Source organism: Chryseobacterium sp. CBo1, from assembly GCF_001693475.1.
Lineage (GTDB): Bacteria > Bacteroidota > Bacteroidia > Flavobacteriales > Weeksellaceae > Chryseobacterium > Chryseobacterium formosense.
This window is the reverse complement of record NZ_MAUH01000010.1, coordinates 34,950-50,215: the sequence shown is the minus strand read 5'-3', so window position 1 is coordinate 50,215 and position 15,266 is coordinate 34,950. Positions and strand designations below refer to the sequence as shown.

General features: G+C 35.9%; 13 protein-coding genes, 2 tRNA genes and 1 pseudogene. 9 read left to right on the top strand and 7 right to left on the bottom strand.

Going from position 1 to position 15,266, the window contains the following annotated elements; translation table 11 throughout:
• The first annotated feature begins 194 nt into the window (after positions 1-194).
• From BA768_RS07800 to BA768_RS07760, 9 genes are all read left to right on the top strand, one after another.
• Complete coding sequence (locus tag BA768_RS07800; RefSeq protein ID WP_065720319.1) at positions 195-2,039, top strand: chloride channel protein; 1,845 nt, start codon at positions 195-197, stop codon at positions 2,037-2,039.
• A 107-nt stretch (positions 2,040-2,146) separates the two neighbouring features.
• On the top strand, positions 2,147-2,710 hold the full coding sequence (locus BA768_RS07795) for a hypothetical protein (RefSeq protein WP_065720318.1): 564 nt from the start codon (positions 2,147-2,149) through the stop codon (positions 2,708-2,710).
• Positions 2,711-2,716: 6 nt separating this feature from the next.
• Positions 2,717-4,840 carry a cation:proton antiporter gene (locus BA768_RS07790; protein WP_065720317.1) on the top strand — a complete coding sequence of 708 codons (2,124 nt, stop codon included), beginning with the start codon at positions 2,717-2,719 and terminating at the stop codon, positions 4,838-4,840.
• A 157-nt stretch (positions 4,841-4,997) separates the two neighbouring features.
• The gene (locus BA768_RS07785) at positions 4,998-5,318 is read left to right on the top strand and encodes a hypothetical protein (protein WP_034677969.1); all 321 of its coding nucleotides are present in this window, start codon (positions 4,998-5,000) and stop codon (positions 5,316-5,318) included.
• A 77-nt stretch (positions 5,319-5,395) separates the two neighbouring features.
• Positions 5,396-5,650: a 30S ribosomal protein S20 gene (gene rpsT, locus BA768_RS07780; protein WP_034677968.1), complete on the top strand. Its 255-nt coding sequence runs from the start codon at positions 5,396-5,398 to the stop codon at positions 5,648-5,650.
• Between the two features lie 10 nt (positions 5,651-5,660).
• Positions 5,661-5,732, top strand: a tRNA-Glu gene (locus BA768_RS07775).
• 97 nt (positions 5,733-5,829) lie between these two features.
• A tRNA-Glu gene (locus tag BA768_RS07770) sits at positions 5,830-5,901 on the top strand.
• A 129-nt stretch (positions 5,902-6,030) separates the two neighbouring features.
• A complete protein-coding gene (locus BA768_RS07765) occupies positions 6,031-6,687 on the top strand; it encodes a FadR/GntR family transcriptional regulator (protein ID WP_065720316.1) in 657 nt (218 codons plus the stop codon).
• A gap of 50 nt (positions 6,688-6,737) precedes the next feature.
• Complete coding sequence (locus BA768_RS07760) at positions 6,738-7,943, top strand: MFS transporter (RefSeq protein ID WP_065720315.1); 1,206 nt, start codon at positions 6,738-6,740, stop codon at positions 7,941-7,943.
• A 512-nt stretch (positions 7,944-8,455) separates the two neighbouring features.
• Here the strand turns inward: BA768_RS07760 and BA768_RS07755 are convergent.
• From BA768_RS07755 to BA768_RS07725, 7 genes and pseudogenes are all read right to left on the bottom strand, one after another.
• A complete protein-coding gene (locus BA768_RS07755) occupies positions 8,456-9,130 on the bottom strand; it encodes a superoxide dismutase (protein WP_034677965.1) in 675 nt (224 codons plus the stop codon).
• Positions 9,131-9,243: 113 nt separating this feature from the next.
• Positions 9,244-9,927 carry an SCO family protein gene (locus tag BA768_RS07750; RefSeq protein WP_185114194.1) on the bottom strand — a complete coding sequence of 228 codons (684 nt, stop codon included), beginning with the start codon at positions 9,925-9,927 and terminating at the stop codon, positions 9,244-9,246.
• Entirely contained in the window at positions 9,914-10,189 is a 276-nt protein-coding gene (locus BA768_RS07745; protein WP_034677962.1) for a YHS domain-containing protein, read from the bottom strand. The genes BA768_RS07750 and BA768_RS07745 overlap by 14 nt, the downstream gene beginning before the upstream one ends.
• Before the next feature lie 204 nt (positions 10,190-10,393).
• A complete protein-coding gene (locus BA768_RS07740) occupies positions 10,394-10,756 on the bottom strand; it encodes a hypothetical protein (protein WP_065720313.1) in 363 nt (120 codons plus the stop codon).
• Positions 10,757-11,084: 328 nt separating this feature from the next.
• A pseudogene (locus BA768_RS07735) lies at positions 11,085-13,036 on the bottom strand (heavy metal translocating P-type ATPase).
• A 43-nt stretch (positions 13,037-13,079) separates the two neighbouring features.
• Positions 13,080-13,499: a Fur family transcriptional regulator gene (locus BA768_RS07730; RefSeq protein ID WP_065720312.1), complete on the bottom strand. Its 420-nt coding sequence runs from the start codon at positions 13,497-13,499 to the stop codon at positions 13,080-13,082.
• A 270-nt stretch (positions 13,500-13,769) separates the two neighbouring features.
• Positions 13,770-15,263, bottom strand: a complete 1,494-nt coding sequence (locus BA768_RS07725; protein ID WP_065720311.1) for a RagB/SusD family nutrient uptake outer membrane protein — start codon at positions 15,261-15,263, stop codon at positions 13,770-13,772.
• Between the last annotated feature and the right edge of the window lie 3 nt (positions 15,264-15,266).

The following is a 15,266-nucleotide window of genomic DNA, read 5'->3' as shown; positions in this document are numbered from 1 at the left end:
ACTGAGATCTCTTCTGATTTTTGAAGGTTGAAATAATTACCTAAAATTATTTGCATAATAATCAGAACATTAAATAATCAGATTCCGTATTCGGGTCAATCAATAAAGAATTGAAATCACGATATCTCTGCCTGAAAAATATTCCTTAAATTTGCGTTTCTTCTCATTTCAACTCACTTCTAAAATCTAAGCCGGTGAATATTCATAATAAAAAAAAGTTTCTGAGCTTTTTGAAGTTTAAAAGAGACTTTCAAAAGTATGGACTCGAAAAAGCACGCAGCTACGAGCTCATCCTTCACTGGTTAAACAACAGACTCAGCCGAAATCAGTTCCTGGTTTTATCCGGAATTCTCGTAGGCTGCACCGCAGGTTTGGCAGGAGTAATCCTGAAAACTCTGGTTCACAATATTCATTATTTTATTACTACCAAAGTTCATTTTGAATATCAGATCTTATTCTACATTATATTTCCGTTCTTAGGAATTGTTCTTACCACTTTGGTTGTTCTTACAATCTTTAAAGGACAGGACAGAAAAGGCATCGGAGCAATTTTATATGAAATAGCACAAAACTCAAGCATTGTATCTTCAGTAAAAATGTACTCTCAGATTATCCAAAGCGCAATTACAGTGAGCTTTGGTGGTTCCGCAGGTCTTGAAAGCCCGATCGCCGTTACAGGAGCAGCCATTGGTTCCAATTATGCACAGACGTACCGTTTAAGCTATAAAGAAAGAACACTTTTGCTTGCTGCAGGCGCAACAGCAGGAATTGCTTCAGCTTTTAATGCGCCGATTGCAGGAATCATGTTTGCTTTTGAAATTTTATTGACCGGTGTTGTATTTACCGATTTCATTCCTTTGGTCGTTGCAGCGGTCTGCGGAAGTTTGCTGTCCCGGATTTTACTTCAGGAAGATGTGCTTTTCAGGTTTTATACAAGAGAAGCTTTTAATTATCTCAACGTTCCTTATTATTTAATTCTAGGAATTTTCAGTGGTTTGTACGCAAGATATTTTGTGGTGATTTCCCAAAAGGTTGAACATTTTATTAAACAGTTAAAACTATCCCGTTTAAGAAAAGCAATGTTTGGCGGTGCAGTTTTATCGTTATTATGTGTGCTTTTTCCGCCTCTTTTCGGGGAAGGTTATGATACCGTAAAAGCTTTTACCAATGGAAACACGCATTCCATCATAGAAAATAGTTTGTTCAGATATTTTGAGATCAAAAATTTTACGATCATCATTTTCTTGGTTTTGGTTTTAATATTAAAAGCTTTTGCTACTTCTTTCACTATTTTCAGTGGCGGAAACGGTGGTAATTTTGCACCTTCCCTCTTTGCAGGCGGTACTGTCGGATATTTATTTGCGATTATTTGCCAACAATTAGGCTTTGAAAACGTTCCGGTTACCAATCTTGTCCTGGTCGGAATGGCAGGAACGATGAGTGGTGTGATGTACGCTCCTCTCACGGCTATTTTTCTGATTGCAGAATCCAGTTTTGGTTACGATCTGTTTATTCCGCTAATGATTGTTTCAATTATGGCATATTTAATTGCTAAATGGTTCTCTCCTATTTCGCCGGAATTAAAATCATTAGCCGATCAGGGAAAAATTTTCACCAACAAACATGATGAAAATTTATTATTTACTTTAAAAACCGAAGATTTTATCGACCGATATTCGCAAGCGGTTTCAGAGAATGCTCCAATTACAGAACTGTTTGAACTGGTAAAAAATGGCAACAAGAATATTTTTGCAGTTGTTGATAATCAAAAAACTTTAAGAGGAATCTTAACATTGGATGATATACGACCTTATCTGTTTACAAACGATGAAGTTTCGGTAACGATTATTCAGATCATGAAAACGCCACCGGCAATTATTCATCCGGAAAATCAGCCATTGGAAATTCTTAAAATGTTTGATGATACCGCCGTGTGGAATTTGCCTGTAGTGAATGATAAAAATCAATTCATCGGATTTATTTCAAAATCTACAATTCTCATGAGCTACAGAGAATTATTAAGAGATTATTCATCATAATATTCAGCTTTTATAGGGTTTAAGTTCTTCTCGACACTATCTTTTTACAACCGAAATCTTGGATTGATCGGTAATTTTTTCTTATATTTAAAGAACAACTTACTTTTATGAAAAATCCTGTACTTTTAATTTTCCTCCTATTTTTTCTTGTAAACTGCGATAACAAAGAAAAATCCAATGAATTAATGCAGAGAGAACAGCAATTATTGGATAAAGAAAAATTGTTTGCCCAAAAGGAAGCAGAATATCAATCTCTTCTGAAAATGAGAGACAGTATTTTCAATCAGCAACATTCGGATTCCATCAAAATTGTAAAATGGCCCGATGAAATTGCAGGAGTCTGGACCGGAAAAGTAATCTGTACAGAATCCAACTGCAGCGATTACGTTGTAGGAGATCAGCGTACCGATACCTGGGAATTCGCCAGCGATTCCATCCAACTGTTTAGCAAAATCATCAACAACAATAATCTTGTACGGTTATATTCCGGAAAATTTGAAAATAACGAAATCAAACTTAATTTTAAAACAGATTCCACCGCAAAAAAACAAGTGGATATGAATGTCCTTTTGAATGATATTTCAGACACCAAAATGAAAGGGGTAAGAACTATTGCTGTAGACAATTGTATGGCAAAATTCTCCGTTGAACTGATTCGCTCTAAAAAATAAGCACAAATGACTTTACTAAGCATACACAACCTAAGTCTTCCCATCGAAGATCCGGTACTGAAGTTTCTCTTGGTGCTCATCATTATTTTGGCAGCACCACTTTTACTCAATAAAATAAAAGTTCCACATTTATTAGGCCTGATTATCGCAGGAGCTGTAATCGGACCAAACGGCTTCAATGTTTTGTCGAGAGACAGCAGCATTGTAGTAACGGGAACTACCGGTTTACTGTACATCATGTTTTTGGCAGGTCTGGAAATCGATATGGGAGATTTCAAGAAAAACAAATGGAAAAGCCTCACTTTCGGTTTGTATACATTCATCGTTCCTTTTGTTTTGGGCTATTTAGGTGGAATTTACATTTTAGAATTTTCGATTTTAACCTCAATACTTTTTGCAAGTTTATTTTCATCACATACATTGATCGCCTATCCTTTGGTCAGTAAATTAGGGATCGCTAAAAATTCCGCGGTCAACATTACGGTGGGCGGAACCATGATCACAGATGTTTTGGCACTTTTGGTGCTTGCGATTATCGTAGGAATGTCTCAGGGTGATGTGGGAACAGAATTCTGGGTGAAACTTTCAGTCTCATTTATCGTTTTTGCTTTAGTCGTTTTATTGCTTTTCCCGATCATTGGAAGATGGTTTTTCAAAAAAGTTGATGATAAAATATCACAGTATATTTTTGTATTAGTGATGATTTATCTGGCTGCTTTACTGGCAGAATTTGCAGGCGTTGAAGCAATTATCGGAGCTTTCTTTGCCGGATTGGCTTTAAACAGACTTATTCCGCATACTTCTTCATTAATGAATCGTGTAGAATTTGTCGGGAACGCCATATTTATCCCGTTTTTCCTGATCAGTGTGGGAATGCTGATCGATTTTAAAGTATTTTTTAAAAGCTGGGAAACACTGGAAGTTGCAGCGATCATGCTTGTTGCATCCATCGGAGGAAAATACCTTTCCGCAGTTGCTACTCAGAAAACATTCAGACTTTCCAAAGAAGAAGGACGACTTATTTTCGGGCTCAGTTCGGCTTCGGCAGCAGCAACTTTAGCTTCTGTAATGGTTGGATATAATATTATTCTTTCTGAAACCGAAACAGGAGAGCCCATCAGATTGCTTAACGAGCATGTGCTTAATGGAAGTATTTTGTTGATTCTCGTCTCTTGTACTATTTCATCATTCATTTCGATGTCTAATGCACAGAAAATTGCAGAGCAGGACAATGAAGAAACCATTTCCGGAAACAGCCATGAACAGGAAAACATTCTTTTAGCGTTAAACTATGAAGCAACGGTCGAAAGAATGGTGAATCTGGGAACTTTAATTAAAGCCCATTCGAATACAGAAAATCTATTTGCCTTAAATGTTATTAATGAAGATAAAAACGAGTCTTCAGTAAAAAATGCGGAAAAACTGCTTCACCTCGCAACTGACACGGGTGCTGCAGCCGATGTAAAAATTCAGCCATTAAAAAGATACGACAACGATGTGATCAACGGTGTCAACAATGTTATTAAAGAACAAAACATTACCGATCTCATTATTGCCCTCGAAGATGAAAAAGGCTTTTCTCCATCTTTTGCATTTAATCTTTACAACGGGTATCTGCAGAGTGAAGATGTGAATGTTCTCGTATATCATGCTGCCCAACCTTTATCGACAATAAAAAAATATGCAGTCATGATTCCCGAAAATGCTCATCAGGAAGCAGGATTTTTCCATGCGCTTCTAAGAGTCTGGAATATTGCCCGAAATTCCGGAGCGACCATTACCTTCTACGCTTCTGAAAATATTCTGAATATTTTACAGAGAATCATAAAAAAAGCCAATATAGAAGCAGAATTCATCATCATGAATACCTGGAAAGATGGTGAAAAAACAGCAACAGAGCTAAAAACAGATGAAGCACTGATCGTTTTCATGGCAAGAAGGGGAATGAAATCTTATATTCCACAAATGCGCCGTATTCCAGAATTGCTCAACAGGTATTTACTAGATAAAAATTACCTTCTCATTTTTCCTTTTTCCGAGTTTGACACAAGCAGTTCTGAAAAAAGATCTGTAGGCAATCATGATGATTTTATGGAAATTGGAAACGTGATTAAGAGAATTTTCAAGTAATTTTAATTTAGATTTTGTTTAGCATTCGAAAAATATTACTTTTGCAAAAGTTTTGAATGACTTTTGCGGGTCACTAAAATCAGAATTGGTAAAAATTATATTTCATTATTTGAAGAGTACTTATTACCATACTCTCAGAACTACCAAATTTTTTATCATGCCGAATTTAAAAATTCAAGAAGCGAAACTGCTTTTTAATAAAATTCGCTCAAACCCGAAAGGATATGATTTAAAAACTAGTACGGAAGGGATCACAGGCAAGGATGATAAAATTAGTTTCAAACTCTACAGGAGCGGAGAGAAAAGTATTTTTGAAGTAACCATCGACGGACTTACTTTTTCCAACTCTACAGGAGAATGGAATAATGCGATAATTATGTTGGAAAATATCATCCACAAAATAGAAAACGAAACTGAAAATATTAGAGTACAACAAGCCCTGGACAAGCTTAAAAAGTACCTTTCAGAAGAAAACTAAAAATATTTTAAAATAATCAAAAATAAATTTGGTGGGTAACGAAAAAGTCTATACATTTGCACTCACATTTAAACGATATGGCTAATCATAAATCAGCACTTAAGAGAATAAGACAAAACGAAGTTAGAAAAGTTCGTAACAGATACTATCACAAGACTGCTAGAACAGCAATGAAAGTCTTGAGAAATGAAGAAAACAAAGCAGCTGCATCTGAGCAATTGCCTAAAGTTATCGCTTTATTGGATAAATTAGCTAAGAAAAACATTATCCACAAAAACAAAGCGGCTAACTTGAAAAGTAAGTTGACTAAGCACGTTAATAAATTAGCGTAATTATATAGTTGGCCCGTTCGTCTATCGGTTAGGACCTCAGATTTTCATTCTGGTAAGAGGGGTTCGATTCCCCTACGGGCTACTAAATTTTAATTATTACTAACCGAATAATTAAATAAGAGTTGAAACTTATAAAAACAAAAAACTAACCCTACAGATTTATTTGTAGTTTGGTAGATGGCCCGTTCGTCTATCGGTTAGGACCTCAGATTTTCATTCTGGTAAGAGGGGTTCGATTCCCCTACGGGCTACAAAAGAGATTTCAAATTTTGAAATCTCTTTTTCGTTTTAATTATGGTTAAAAATCATAAATTAAACCTATTTGGTAAAACTTTAATACTATATCTTTGCAATTCATCAGATGATATGATGTTCTGATTATGCAGATTCAAAGAAAGACTTTAGCGGAAGAAGTAGCAGAGAGATTGATCGAAGGAATTTCCAACGATGAATATGGTATTGGTGAAAAACTTCCGACAGAACTTGAACTGATGAAAATCTACGGTGTTGGTCGTTCAAGTATTCGTGAAGCTATTAAAATTTTGTCCATTAAAGGAATTCTGAATGTACAGCAAGGTGTAGGAACTTTTGTAATTTCCAAAAATGCTGAAGAGTCTTTAGAAGCGCAAATGAATAAAGCGGAAATTAAAGACGTTCAGGAAGTCCGTTCTCTTCTCGATTCGAAAATTGCGGCAAAAGCAGCAATAAGCCGAAACGAAAAAGATTTAAAAAACATAAAAAAATACTTAGAACTCCGAGCTCAGTTTGCAGAAGCTAATCAAGCTTCAGAATGCTATGAAGCTGATGCCAATTTTCATCTTGCTATTGCAGAAGCTTGCGGAAATAAACTTTTAAAAGAGATTTACAAGATCGCTACGAAACATATTATGAGTTCGTTTCAGACGAAGCATGATAACAATACCGAATCATTTAAAATTTCTCAAAAAATACATACAGAGCTTTATCAGTGTATTTCAGATCAGGATTCAGATAAAGCGTTTATTATTGCACAAAAAATTGTTGATCAAACCTACTAAAAATTTTTAATAAAATTCATCAGATGATATGATGAATATGATTTAATATTATGGAAAATATAAGTAACAAAACCATTGACACGACCAAAATCGTTTATCCGATTTTGTTTATGATCAGTTTTTCTCATTTTTTAAATGACTTAATTCAATCTACAATTCCGTCATTGTATCCTATTCTAAAAGGAGAATTCAGATTATCATTCGCGCAGATCGGAATTATCACATTGGTTTTCCAACTTACAGCATCTATTCTACAGCCTTTTGTAGGAATTTATACCGATAAAAAACCAAATCCGAGATCTTTGGCCATAGGAATGGGATTATCTATGGCAGGTCTACTTTTATTAGCGGCTGCTCATGAATATTATGTGATTTTAATTTCGGTTGCATTAATCGGAATGGGTTCATCTATATTTCATCCTGAAGCTTCAAGAGTGGCGCAAATGGCATCGGGCGGACAAAAAGGTTTGGCGCAGTCCATTTTTCAGGTTGGTGGAAATTCGGGAAGTGCTATCGGACCATTATTGGTGGCCTTAATTATTCTTCCTTTGGGACAAGGTTATGTAGGGTTATTTGCTATCGCGGCATTTATTGGAATCATCATCTTATGGAGGATCGGGAATTGGTACTCAGAAAGATTATCATCAAGAAAATCATCAAAACATCCGAGTGATATTATTGAAATACAATTATCAAGAAAAAAAGTTTTGTTTTCTATCAGCGTTTTATTGGCTTTGGTATTTTCGAAATACATTTATCTGGCATCAATGACGAATTATTTTACATTTTTCCTGATTGACAAATTCCATGTATCTGTACAGGATTCTCAGCTTTATTTGTTTATTTTTTTGGCCGCAGTTGCAGTCGGAACCATTTTAGGCGGAAAATTAGGCGACAAATATGGAAGAAAAAAAATCATCTGGATTTCTATTCTGGGAGCTGCACCATTTACCATGTGTCTTCCCTACCTTCCACTATTCTGGACAATTATTTTTGCTGTTTTAATAGGATTAATCATCGCTTCAGCATTTTCAGCAATATTAGTTTATGCCACAGATTTGATGCCTAATAAAATAGGTTTGGTTGCCGGATTATTCTTTGGGTTTATGTTTGGAATGGGCGGAATTGGATCTGCCATTTTAGGAGCAGTTGCAGACGATACGAGTATTGAATATGTATTTAAAATCTGTGCATTCTTGCCGTTAATGGGTATTATTACTGCATTTTTACCAAATATAAAAGGAAATAAAAAATAAAAATTTCTTAAAATAAATTAGAATTTTAGGTGTAAAATATGCGTTTGAATCAGCTTATCCTAAAATTCTATTAAATTTTCATTGTAAATTTTTTAAGTTGAAATTTTAATAGAAAGTCTGCTGAATGGAACCATCTTAACCACAAAAGTTTCAACGTTACGAAGTACCCGCTTTGTCATTCCGTAGGAATCTTAGCGGAGTTTTTATAAATCATAACGTGAAAATATTTGTTGAGATTCCTACGGAATGGCAATTACACGATAATTTTAAACCAAATGCAAACTTCTTTAATTTAAAGAAGTTTTTAAAAAATAACTTAAAAACCGGTGGTTTGAATATAGGTTTCAAACAGAAAAAATACGCCGTTTCGTAAAGTGGGGCGTCACATTTTTTCTGTTGACGCACAATTCTTCGCTGATGTATTGATAATTTACAGCATACTCCACAAACGGAATCAGAGGTCTGAATACCATGAAAAGGTGAGAAATATGCTGTAAATTAGGTTGAAAAGATTATTTTTTGCTTAAAGCTTCGTCGTATCTTCTGCTGATCTCTTTCCAGTTGGTTACATTCCAGATCGCAGTAAGATAATCTGCTCTTTTGTTCTGATATTTCAGGTAATAAGCGTGCTCCCAAACGTCGATTCCGAAGATTGGCGTACCTTTTTCTTCCACAACATCCATCAAAGGATTATCCTGATTTGGCGTTGAAGAAACGAACAATTTCCCGTTTTTATCCACAGAAAGCCAAGCCCATCCCGAACCGAAACGGTCTGCTCCCGCTTTTGCCATTTTTTCTTTGAAAGCATCCATACTTCCGAAAGTATCGTTGATGGCTTTTGCCAAGTTTGCAGAAGGTTTTGTGTCTTTTTGTGGGGTTAAAACAGTCCAGAATAATTCGTGATTGTAATGACCGCCTGCGTTATTTCTTACCGCCATTGGTAAAGTTCCTGCTTTTGAAAGAATCTGAAACAACGTCTGTTTTTCCTGCGGAGTTCCTGCAATTGCTTTATTCAAATTGGCAACATAAGCTGCTGCATGTTTTGAATAGTGAATTTCCATTGTTTGGGCATCTACATTTCCCTCCAACGCATTGTAAGCATACGGCAAAGGCGTTTGCTTGAACTGTGCAAACGCAAACTGCGCCGCGAAAACCGCACTTAGTGCAGCGATTTTAAAAATCTTCATAACTTTTTGTTTATATGGTTGAACATTTATTTTTTTGTTGCTGGAAGTGGGATAATGGAGGATGGAAGTTTACAGCCGTACACCATAACTTCCCGCTCCCCTCTTCCCTCTTATTAATCTTTCAATAATTTTTTAATATCCTCAATTAAGATTTCTCGGTCGGGATGATATTTGCCGTTTAATTTGGGCAATGTTCCTTCTTTGTCTTCATAATTCAATCCTGAATAATATAGAATCGGCATATTTTCTTTGTTGTAGCGGCAACGTATATTTCCTTCCTGATCGACAAGTGCGATCATTCCGCTGTGGTTGAGATTTTCACTTTCGTCTTCTTTGTCTCCGACATAAATATCAAACTGGTCGGCAAGATTACCGATATAATCCCGATTTCCTGTCAAAAAATGCCAGTTCGGAGATTTTGCTCCAATCTTTTTTGCATGTTGCTTCAAAAGTTCGGGAGTATCATTTTCCGGGTCGATGCTGATGGAGATGATACCGAAATCCGGACTGTTGATCTCATCTTCAATAAATCTCATATTGGTATTCATTACCGGACAAATCGTCGGACACTTGCTGAAGAAAAATTCAACTAAATATACTTTTCCCAACATATCTTTATTGGTAATTTTTTTGTTATTCTGATCCGTCAGTTCAAAATCAGGAACCTTCATCACCGTATAAAGATTGTTTTTAAAATAGCTCATCCCAATCCCAATTCCCACAAACAGCAAAGCAATTACCACAATCGGAATAATGATTTTGCTTTTCGTATTGTTCTGCTTTTTATTTTTGGGCATACTTCTCAGGATTTTTTTTGAATTCGTCTCTGCACATTGAACTGCAAAAACCGTACGTTTTTCCTTTATAAACTGCCGTATCTTTCATATCGGCTTCCGTTGGCATATTACAAATCGGGTCTACCGCATTCGCAAACTTCACTTTTGGGGTAGTTGTTTTTGTAGGAGTATTTTTCTTTTTATGCTTTACTTTCGGGGTTTCCTGAGCACAGGCTAATAATGAAACAGATAAAAATGCTGTTAATAAAATCTTTGATTTCATTTTATTTTAAATTGAAATTAATAATTGCGTTGAATTAAATAAGTGCTTTTTAAACTAAATTTAATGTTGAAATTATTTTAACGCTAGGTTCGCAAAGTTTTTTGTAGACTTGATGTTTATTCGTTCGCAAAGGCGTTATACTCAGCAAATGATAGCTAAGTTATTTCAATATTAGATAAACTAAACATTTAATTTAAATACATTTTAAGCTAAAGGGGGATGGAATATTCGGGAGAAATATTCTGAAGTATGAGAATCAATATAATCCGAATTGGGATTTTTTAATTGAATATTTGATTGAGAAAATTCTGAGAAAGAGAGAATTTCATGAGACAAAAATACATCCAGGCCTGCAATTTTCACATTCTGAGAATTGCTGGATTGCTTTTCTGTTTTCGCCAATTCTTTTCCGACATAACATTTCCCCTTACAATTAGAATCTACGACATTTCTGTTTTCACAAAGATTTTTTACGATGTAATCATAGTTAATCACATAGTTTAACATCGGCAAAACAGGACGAATGGCGATGGTAAAAATGATGAAAAAGGATATAAAAAATTTCAAGTATCAAATCTTTAGCACAAATATAGTGTAGAAAATTGAGTTGAGCGGTAATTTATGATGAAAGTCAGGAAAGATGAGGAAGTTGGAAGCGGGGAGTTAGAAGATGGGAGTTTTATTTCCCACAGATTGCACGGATTTACACAGATGCTTGCGTTGATTATTTTTTTAATCGGTGTAATCTGCAAGATTTGCGAGAGATAAGTTTGCCTAAAAATCGAAGGATTTCATTGAAGATGGGTTGAAGTCCGTCTCTATTGAATAAAAGAAGCTGGATAATGTTTGTAGCCTGTTTGTAAACTTCCATATCCAGCTTCTAACTTCCCGCTTCTCAAAACTTCATTCTCTGAATTCTTACCGCATTTAAAATTGCCAGTAAAGCTACACCAACATCCGCAAAAACGGCTTCCCACATCGTTGCCAAACCTCCCGCTCCAAGAGCGAGAACAATACCTTTTACAGCAAATGCCAAGATAATATTCTGCCAGACAATTTTCCGGGTTTGTTTTCCGATATTGATTGCCATTGGAATTTTCATCGGTTTATCATCCTGAATAACGATATCCGCAGTTTCAATGGTGGCATCACTTCCTAATCCGCCCATTGCAATTCCGACATCGCTTAAAGCAACAACGGGAGCGTCATTGATTCCGTCCCCAACAAAAGCTACCGACTGATTTTTTGCTTTTAATTCTTTTACTTTATTGACTTTATCTTCGGGAAGCAAATCGCCATATGCATTTTCGATTCCTAATGTTTTAGCAACAAAGTCTACGACGGAAGTTTTGTCGCCGCTTAACATTGTTGTTTTTACATTCAGAGATTTAAGCTTATTAATGGTTTGTTTTGCATCTTCCTTTATCGAATCTGCAATCGTGAGATAACCGACAAACTTTTTATCGTAAGCAATTGCTATTAAGGTGTAGACGATATTTTCGGAATTTACATCATAGGAAATATTAAACTTCTTCATCAATTTCAGGTTTCCAACCAGCAATTCTTTTCCGTTAATTTCGGCTTTCAGACCTTGTCCTGCAATTTCTTCCACATTTTTCAGCTCAATAGAATGGTCGATTTCGCCTGCAAAATCATGAATGGCTGTTGCAATCGGATGCGTAGTTTTACTTTCCAGAGCATTGACCCATTTTAAAATTTCATCTTTATCAAAATCATCATTAAAATGAACTTCCTGAACTTTAAAAACACCTTCAGTCATCGTTCCGGTTTTATCCATCACCACATTTTGTATGTTGGCGAGAATGTCTAAAAAATTGCTTCCTTTAATTAAAATTCCATTTCGGCTTCCCGCTCCGATTCCCCCAAAATAACCAAGCGGGATAGAAATAACCAATGCACACGGACAGGAAATCACCAGGAACACCAAGGCCCGGTACAACCAACTTTTAAACTGATAATCTTCAACGAAAAAATACGGTAAGAAAGTAATTCCGATAGCAAGAAATACAACGATTGGCGTATAAATTTTCGCAAATTTCCTGATGAATAATTCTGTAGGCGCTTTTTGAGATGTTGCGTTCTGAACGAGTTCTAGTATTTTACTCAGCTTACTGTCTTTATACGCCGCCGTTACTTTTACCTGACTCACTGAATTCAGATTAATCATTCCGGCTAAAACGGTTTCGCCTTTTACTTTTGTATCGGGTTTGCTTTCTCCAGTCAATGCTGATGTATTGAATGAAGCTTTTTCGGATAATAATTCGCCATCCAATCCTAATTTTTCACCAGATTTCAACTGAATAATTTCTCCGATATTCACCAATTTTGCTTTTGCCACTTTTGGTTGTCCGTTTTCCAAAACTGTTACTTCATCGGGACGCTGGTCTAAAAGTAATTTAATGCTTGTCTTTGCTTTCGTTACTGCCATTGCCTGAAAAACTTCACCCACCGAATAAAAAAGCATTACCGCAACTCCTTCCGGATATTCGCCGATGGCAAAAGCTCCTACCGTTGCGATTCCCATCAGGAAAAACTCAGAAAAGACATCGCCATTTTTAATGCTTTCAAAAGCTTCTTTTAAAACAGGCAACCCAACCGGAAGATAAGCGATTAAATACCATACTAGACGAACCCAGCCGTTAAACCAAGTGTTTTCTATAAAATTATCGAAGCAAATTCCAATCAATAATAAGGCAAAAGAAATGATTGCAGGAAGAAACAGCCGGAAAACAGACTGATTTTCCACATCATGAGAATGCTCATGGTCGTGGCCTTCGTGATGATGATTATGCTCTTTTTAGATTTTGTACTGCAACATTCTTCCATAACTTTAATTTTAGTCAAAATTAAGCCAAACCCGAATGCAATGCTATTGCAAACTTTCAAGACAGCTTTCACAGATTTCTTTTGCGAAAAGCCGTATTTCATCAATTCTGAAATTAGTCTGAATATTTTCTGGAAAGGAAATATCTTCTTTACAGGTCGTCTGTTTACAGATTTTGCAATAGAAATGAAGATGCCAGTCTTTGTGAGTATTTTCGTCGCAACCATCGTGGCAAAGTTTATATTTCGTCGTTGTATTTTCCTGAATACTGTGCACAATTCCTTTTTCTTCAAAGGTTTTCAAGGTTCGGTAGATTGTCGTTCTATCGGCATTTTCAAAATGATTTTCAATTTCAGACAAAGAAAGAGCCGCTTCCTGAGAACTTAAGAAGTCGTATACTAAAATCCTCATGCTTGTGGGTTTGGTGTTTTTGTCGATGAGTTTGTTTTCGATGTCTGTTTTCATCAGGAAAATTTTTGAATGTTCTATCTCAAATTTAGCTTTTTTAAATGTTTTCTCTCTGATTTACCGCAAGCTTCTTTAAACTTTTTATTTAACCACAAAAGAGGCAAAAGTTTCAAATGCTTTATTTAAAGTTAATAAATAATAAGAAAAAGAAGATCACAATAGCTTTTTTTAAATCTCTCACTTTTCTCTTTTAAGGATTTTACTTATCTAAATAATCTTTTGTACATTTTTTGTGGTTAATTTAAAGATAGAAAAATTAAAACTAAACTATAAATTCGGATTATTCTCAATCTCCTTCTGCGGAATCGAGAATAAATAATATCTGCTGTTCGGAGCAAAAGCCGACTGGTCAGGAAAAGCAAAGATGGTGTGACCTCTGCCGTTTACTGTTTTTACTGTTCCATCGGGAATGGTAACCTGCACCTGGATCGCCTGTCCGTTTGAATCGGTGTAAGGCTTTCTTACGACAGTTCCCTGCGTTCTGATGATATCTGACAGAGAAAATCCTTCCCCGAATAATTCTTTTCTTCTTTCAATTAAAACTTCTTTAATGACATCATTTTGTGCTAAAGAACCGCTGTAAATATTTGCATTTCTGGCAGATTTCAATTGATTTAAAACCGTAACCGCATTCGAAACATTTCCGTTTCTGGCTTCCGCTTCCGCTTCAATTAAATACATTTCGGCAGCTCTCATGTAAACGATATCGGCAATTAAATTGGCTTTAAATTTAAACTTAGCATATCTCAACAAACCTTCTCTTCCCGGAAGCCCGTCCCATGAAAACAGAGAATAGCGAACATCATTGGTATCAAACAAATCTTTGAAATAAGGGTCTGCCATGAAGCTGTAATAATAACTTCCCGACGAAGAAACGTCTAAAAAATGGAATGCATAACTCTCACCTGACTGCTCCTGCGTTTGTCCGTGACCCCAAATCCATTCTCCGTTGCTGATGTCGTTGAAACCTTCTTTATATTTTTCAGGTGCCATTAAAGCGTAACCGTTTCTTGCGATTTTTGCAGATGCTGCCGCATTTGCCCAGTCACCAGTATTTAAATAAACTCTGGCCAACAAGCCGTTCACGACTGACCTGTCGATTTTATCTTTATTGTTTCTTGAATAATTCTGAAGCAATTGGTCTGCATCCGTCAAATCACTTTTTATTAAAGTATAAATTTCTTCCAGACTTGCTCTTTTCTTTCCTACTGAATTGGTCGTGGTAGGTTCAGTATAAATCGGAGCCGTTAAAGCATTTTTATCTTTCAAATAACTGAACTGATAAAAGCTCGCCAGATTTAAATAACAAAAAGCTCTCAACGCTTTTGCCTGACCTTTTACCTGATTTTTCTTTTCCTGACTTCCTTCTGCAGCATCGATTCTCGCAATAACATTGTTCATATTATTAATCGTGGAATACAATAAACTCCAGATAAAAAGGGGTCTACTCCCTGCATTATTCACCAAATCTGTGAAAGAATAAGCTGCCGGAAACCCGTATTTGTTGGTTAAAACCGCCACATCACTTCCCATAGCGTCACTCGTTCTCAATACCGTTGAGTAACCAATGTTGGCATATGTTGTTCCGTCATCATTAAATTTCGCCCAGGTTCCGTTGATTACCGTTTCCGCGCTTTCAGCCGTTTTGAAAACCTCTTCTTCACTCGCCTGGTTGGTCGGAGCCGTTTCCAAATCGTTTTCACAACTCACTAAAGTGAATGATGTAATTAAAGCAAAAGATAAATATTTTAATTTTTTCATTGT

Excerpts from the sequence above, each read along its gene's own strand:
- BA768_RS07795 (WP_065720318.1), top strand. The coding sequence starts at position 2,147 with ATGAAAAATCCTGTACTTTTAATTTTCCTCCTATTTTTTCTTGTAAAC.
- BA768_RS07790 (WP_065720317.1), top strand. The coding sequence starts at position 2,717 with ATGACTTTACTAAGCATACACAACCTAAGTCTTCCCATCGAAGATCCG.
- BA768_RS07785 (WP_034677969.1), top strand. The coding sequence starts at position 4,998 with ATGCCGAATTTAAAAATTCAAGAAGCGAAACTGCTTTTTAATAAAATT.
- rpsT (WP_034677968.1), top strand. The coding sequence starts at position 5,396 with ATGGCTAATCATAAATCAGCACTTAAGAGAATAAGACAAAACGAAGTT.
- BA768_RS07765 (WP_065720316.1), top strand. The coding sequence starts at position 6,031 with ATGCAGATTCAAAGAAAGACTTTAGCGGAAGAAGTAGCAGAGAGATTG.
- BA768_RS07760 (WP_065720315.1), top strand. The coding sequence starts at position 6,738 with ATGGAAAATATAAGTAACAAAACCATTGACACGACCAAAATCGTTTAT.
- BA768_RS07755 (WP_034677965.1), bottom strand. The coding sequence starts at position 9,130 with ATGAAGATTTTTAAAATCGCTGCACTAAGTGCGGTTTTCGCGGCGCAG.
- BA768_RS07750 (WP_185114194.1), bottom strand. The coding sequence starts at position 9,927 with ATGCCCAAAAATAAAAAGCAGAACAATACGAAAAGCAAAATCATTATT.
- BA768_RS07745 (WP_034677962.1), bottom strand. The coding sequence starts at position 10,189 with ATGAAATCAAAGATTTTATTAACAGCATTTTTATCTGTTTCATTATTA.
- BA768_RS07730 (WP_065720312.1), bottom strand. The coding sequence starts at position 13,499 with ATGAAAACAGACATCGAAAACAAACTCATCGACAAAAACACCAAACCC.
- BA768_RS07725 (WP_065720311.1), bottom strand. The coding sequence starts at position 15,263 with ATGAAAAAATTAAAATATTTATCTTTTGCTTTAATTACATCATTCACT.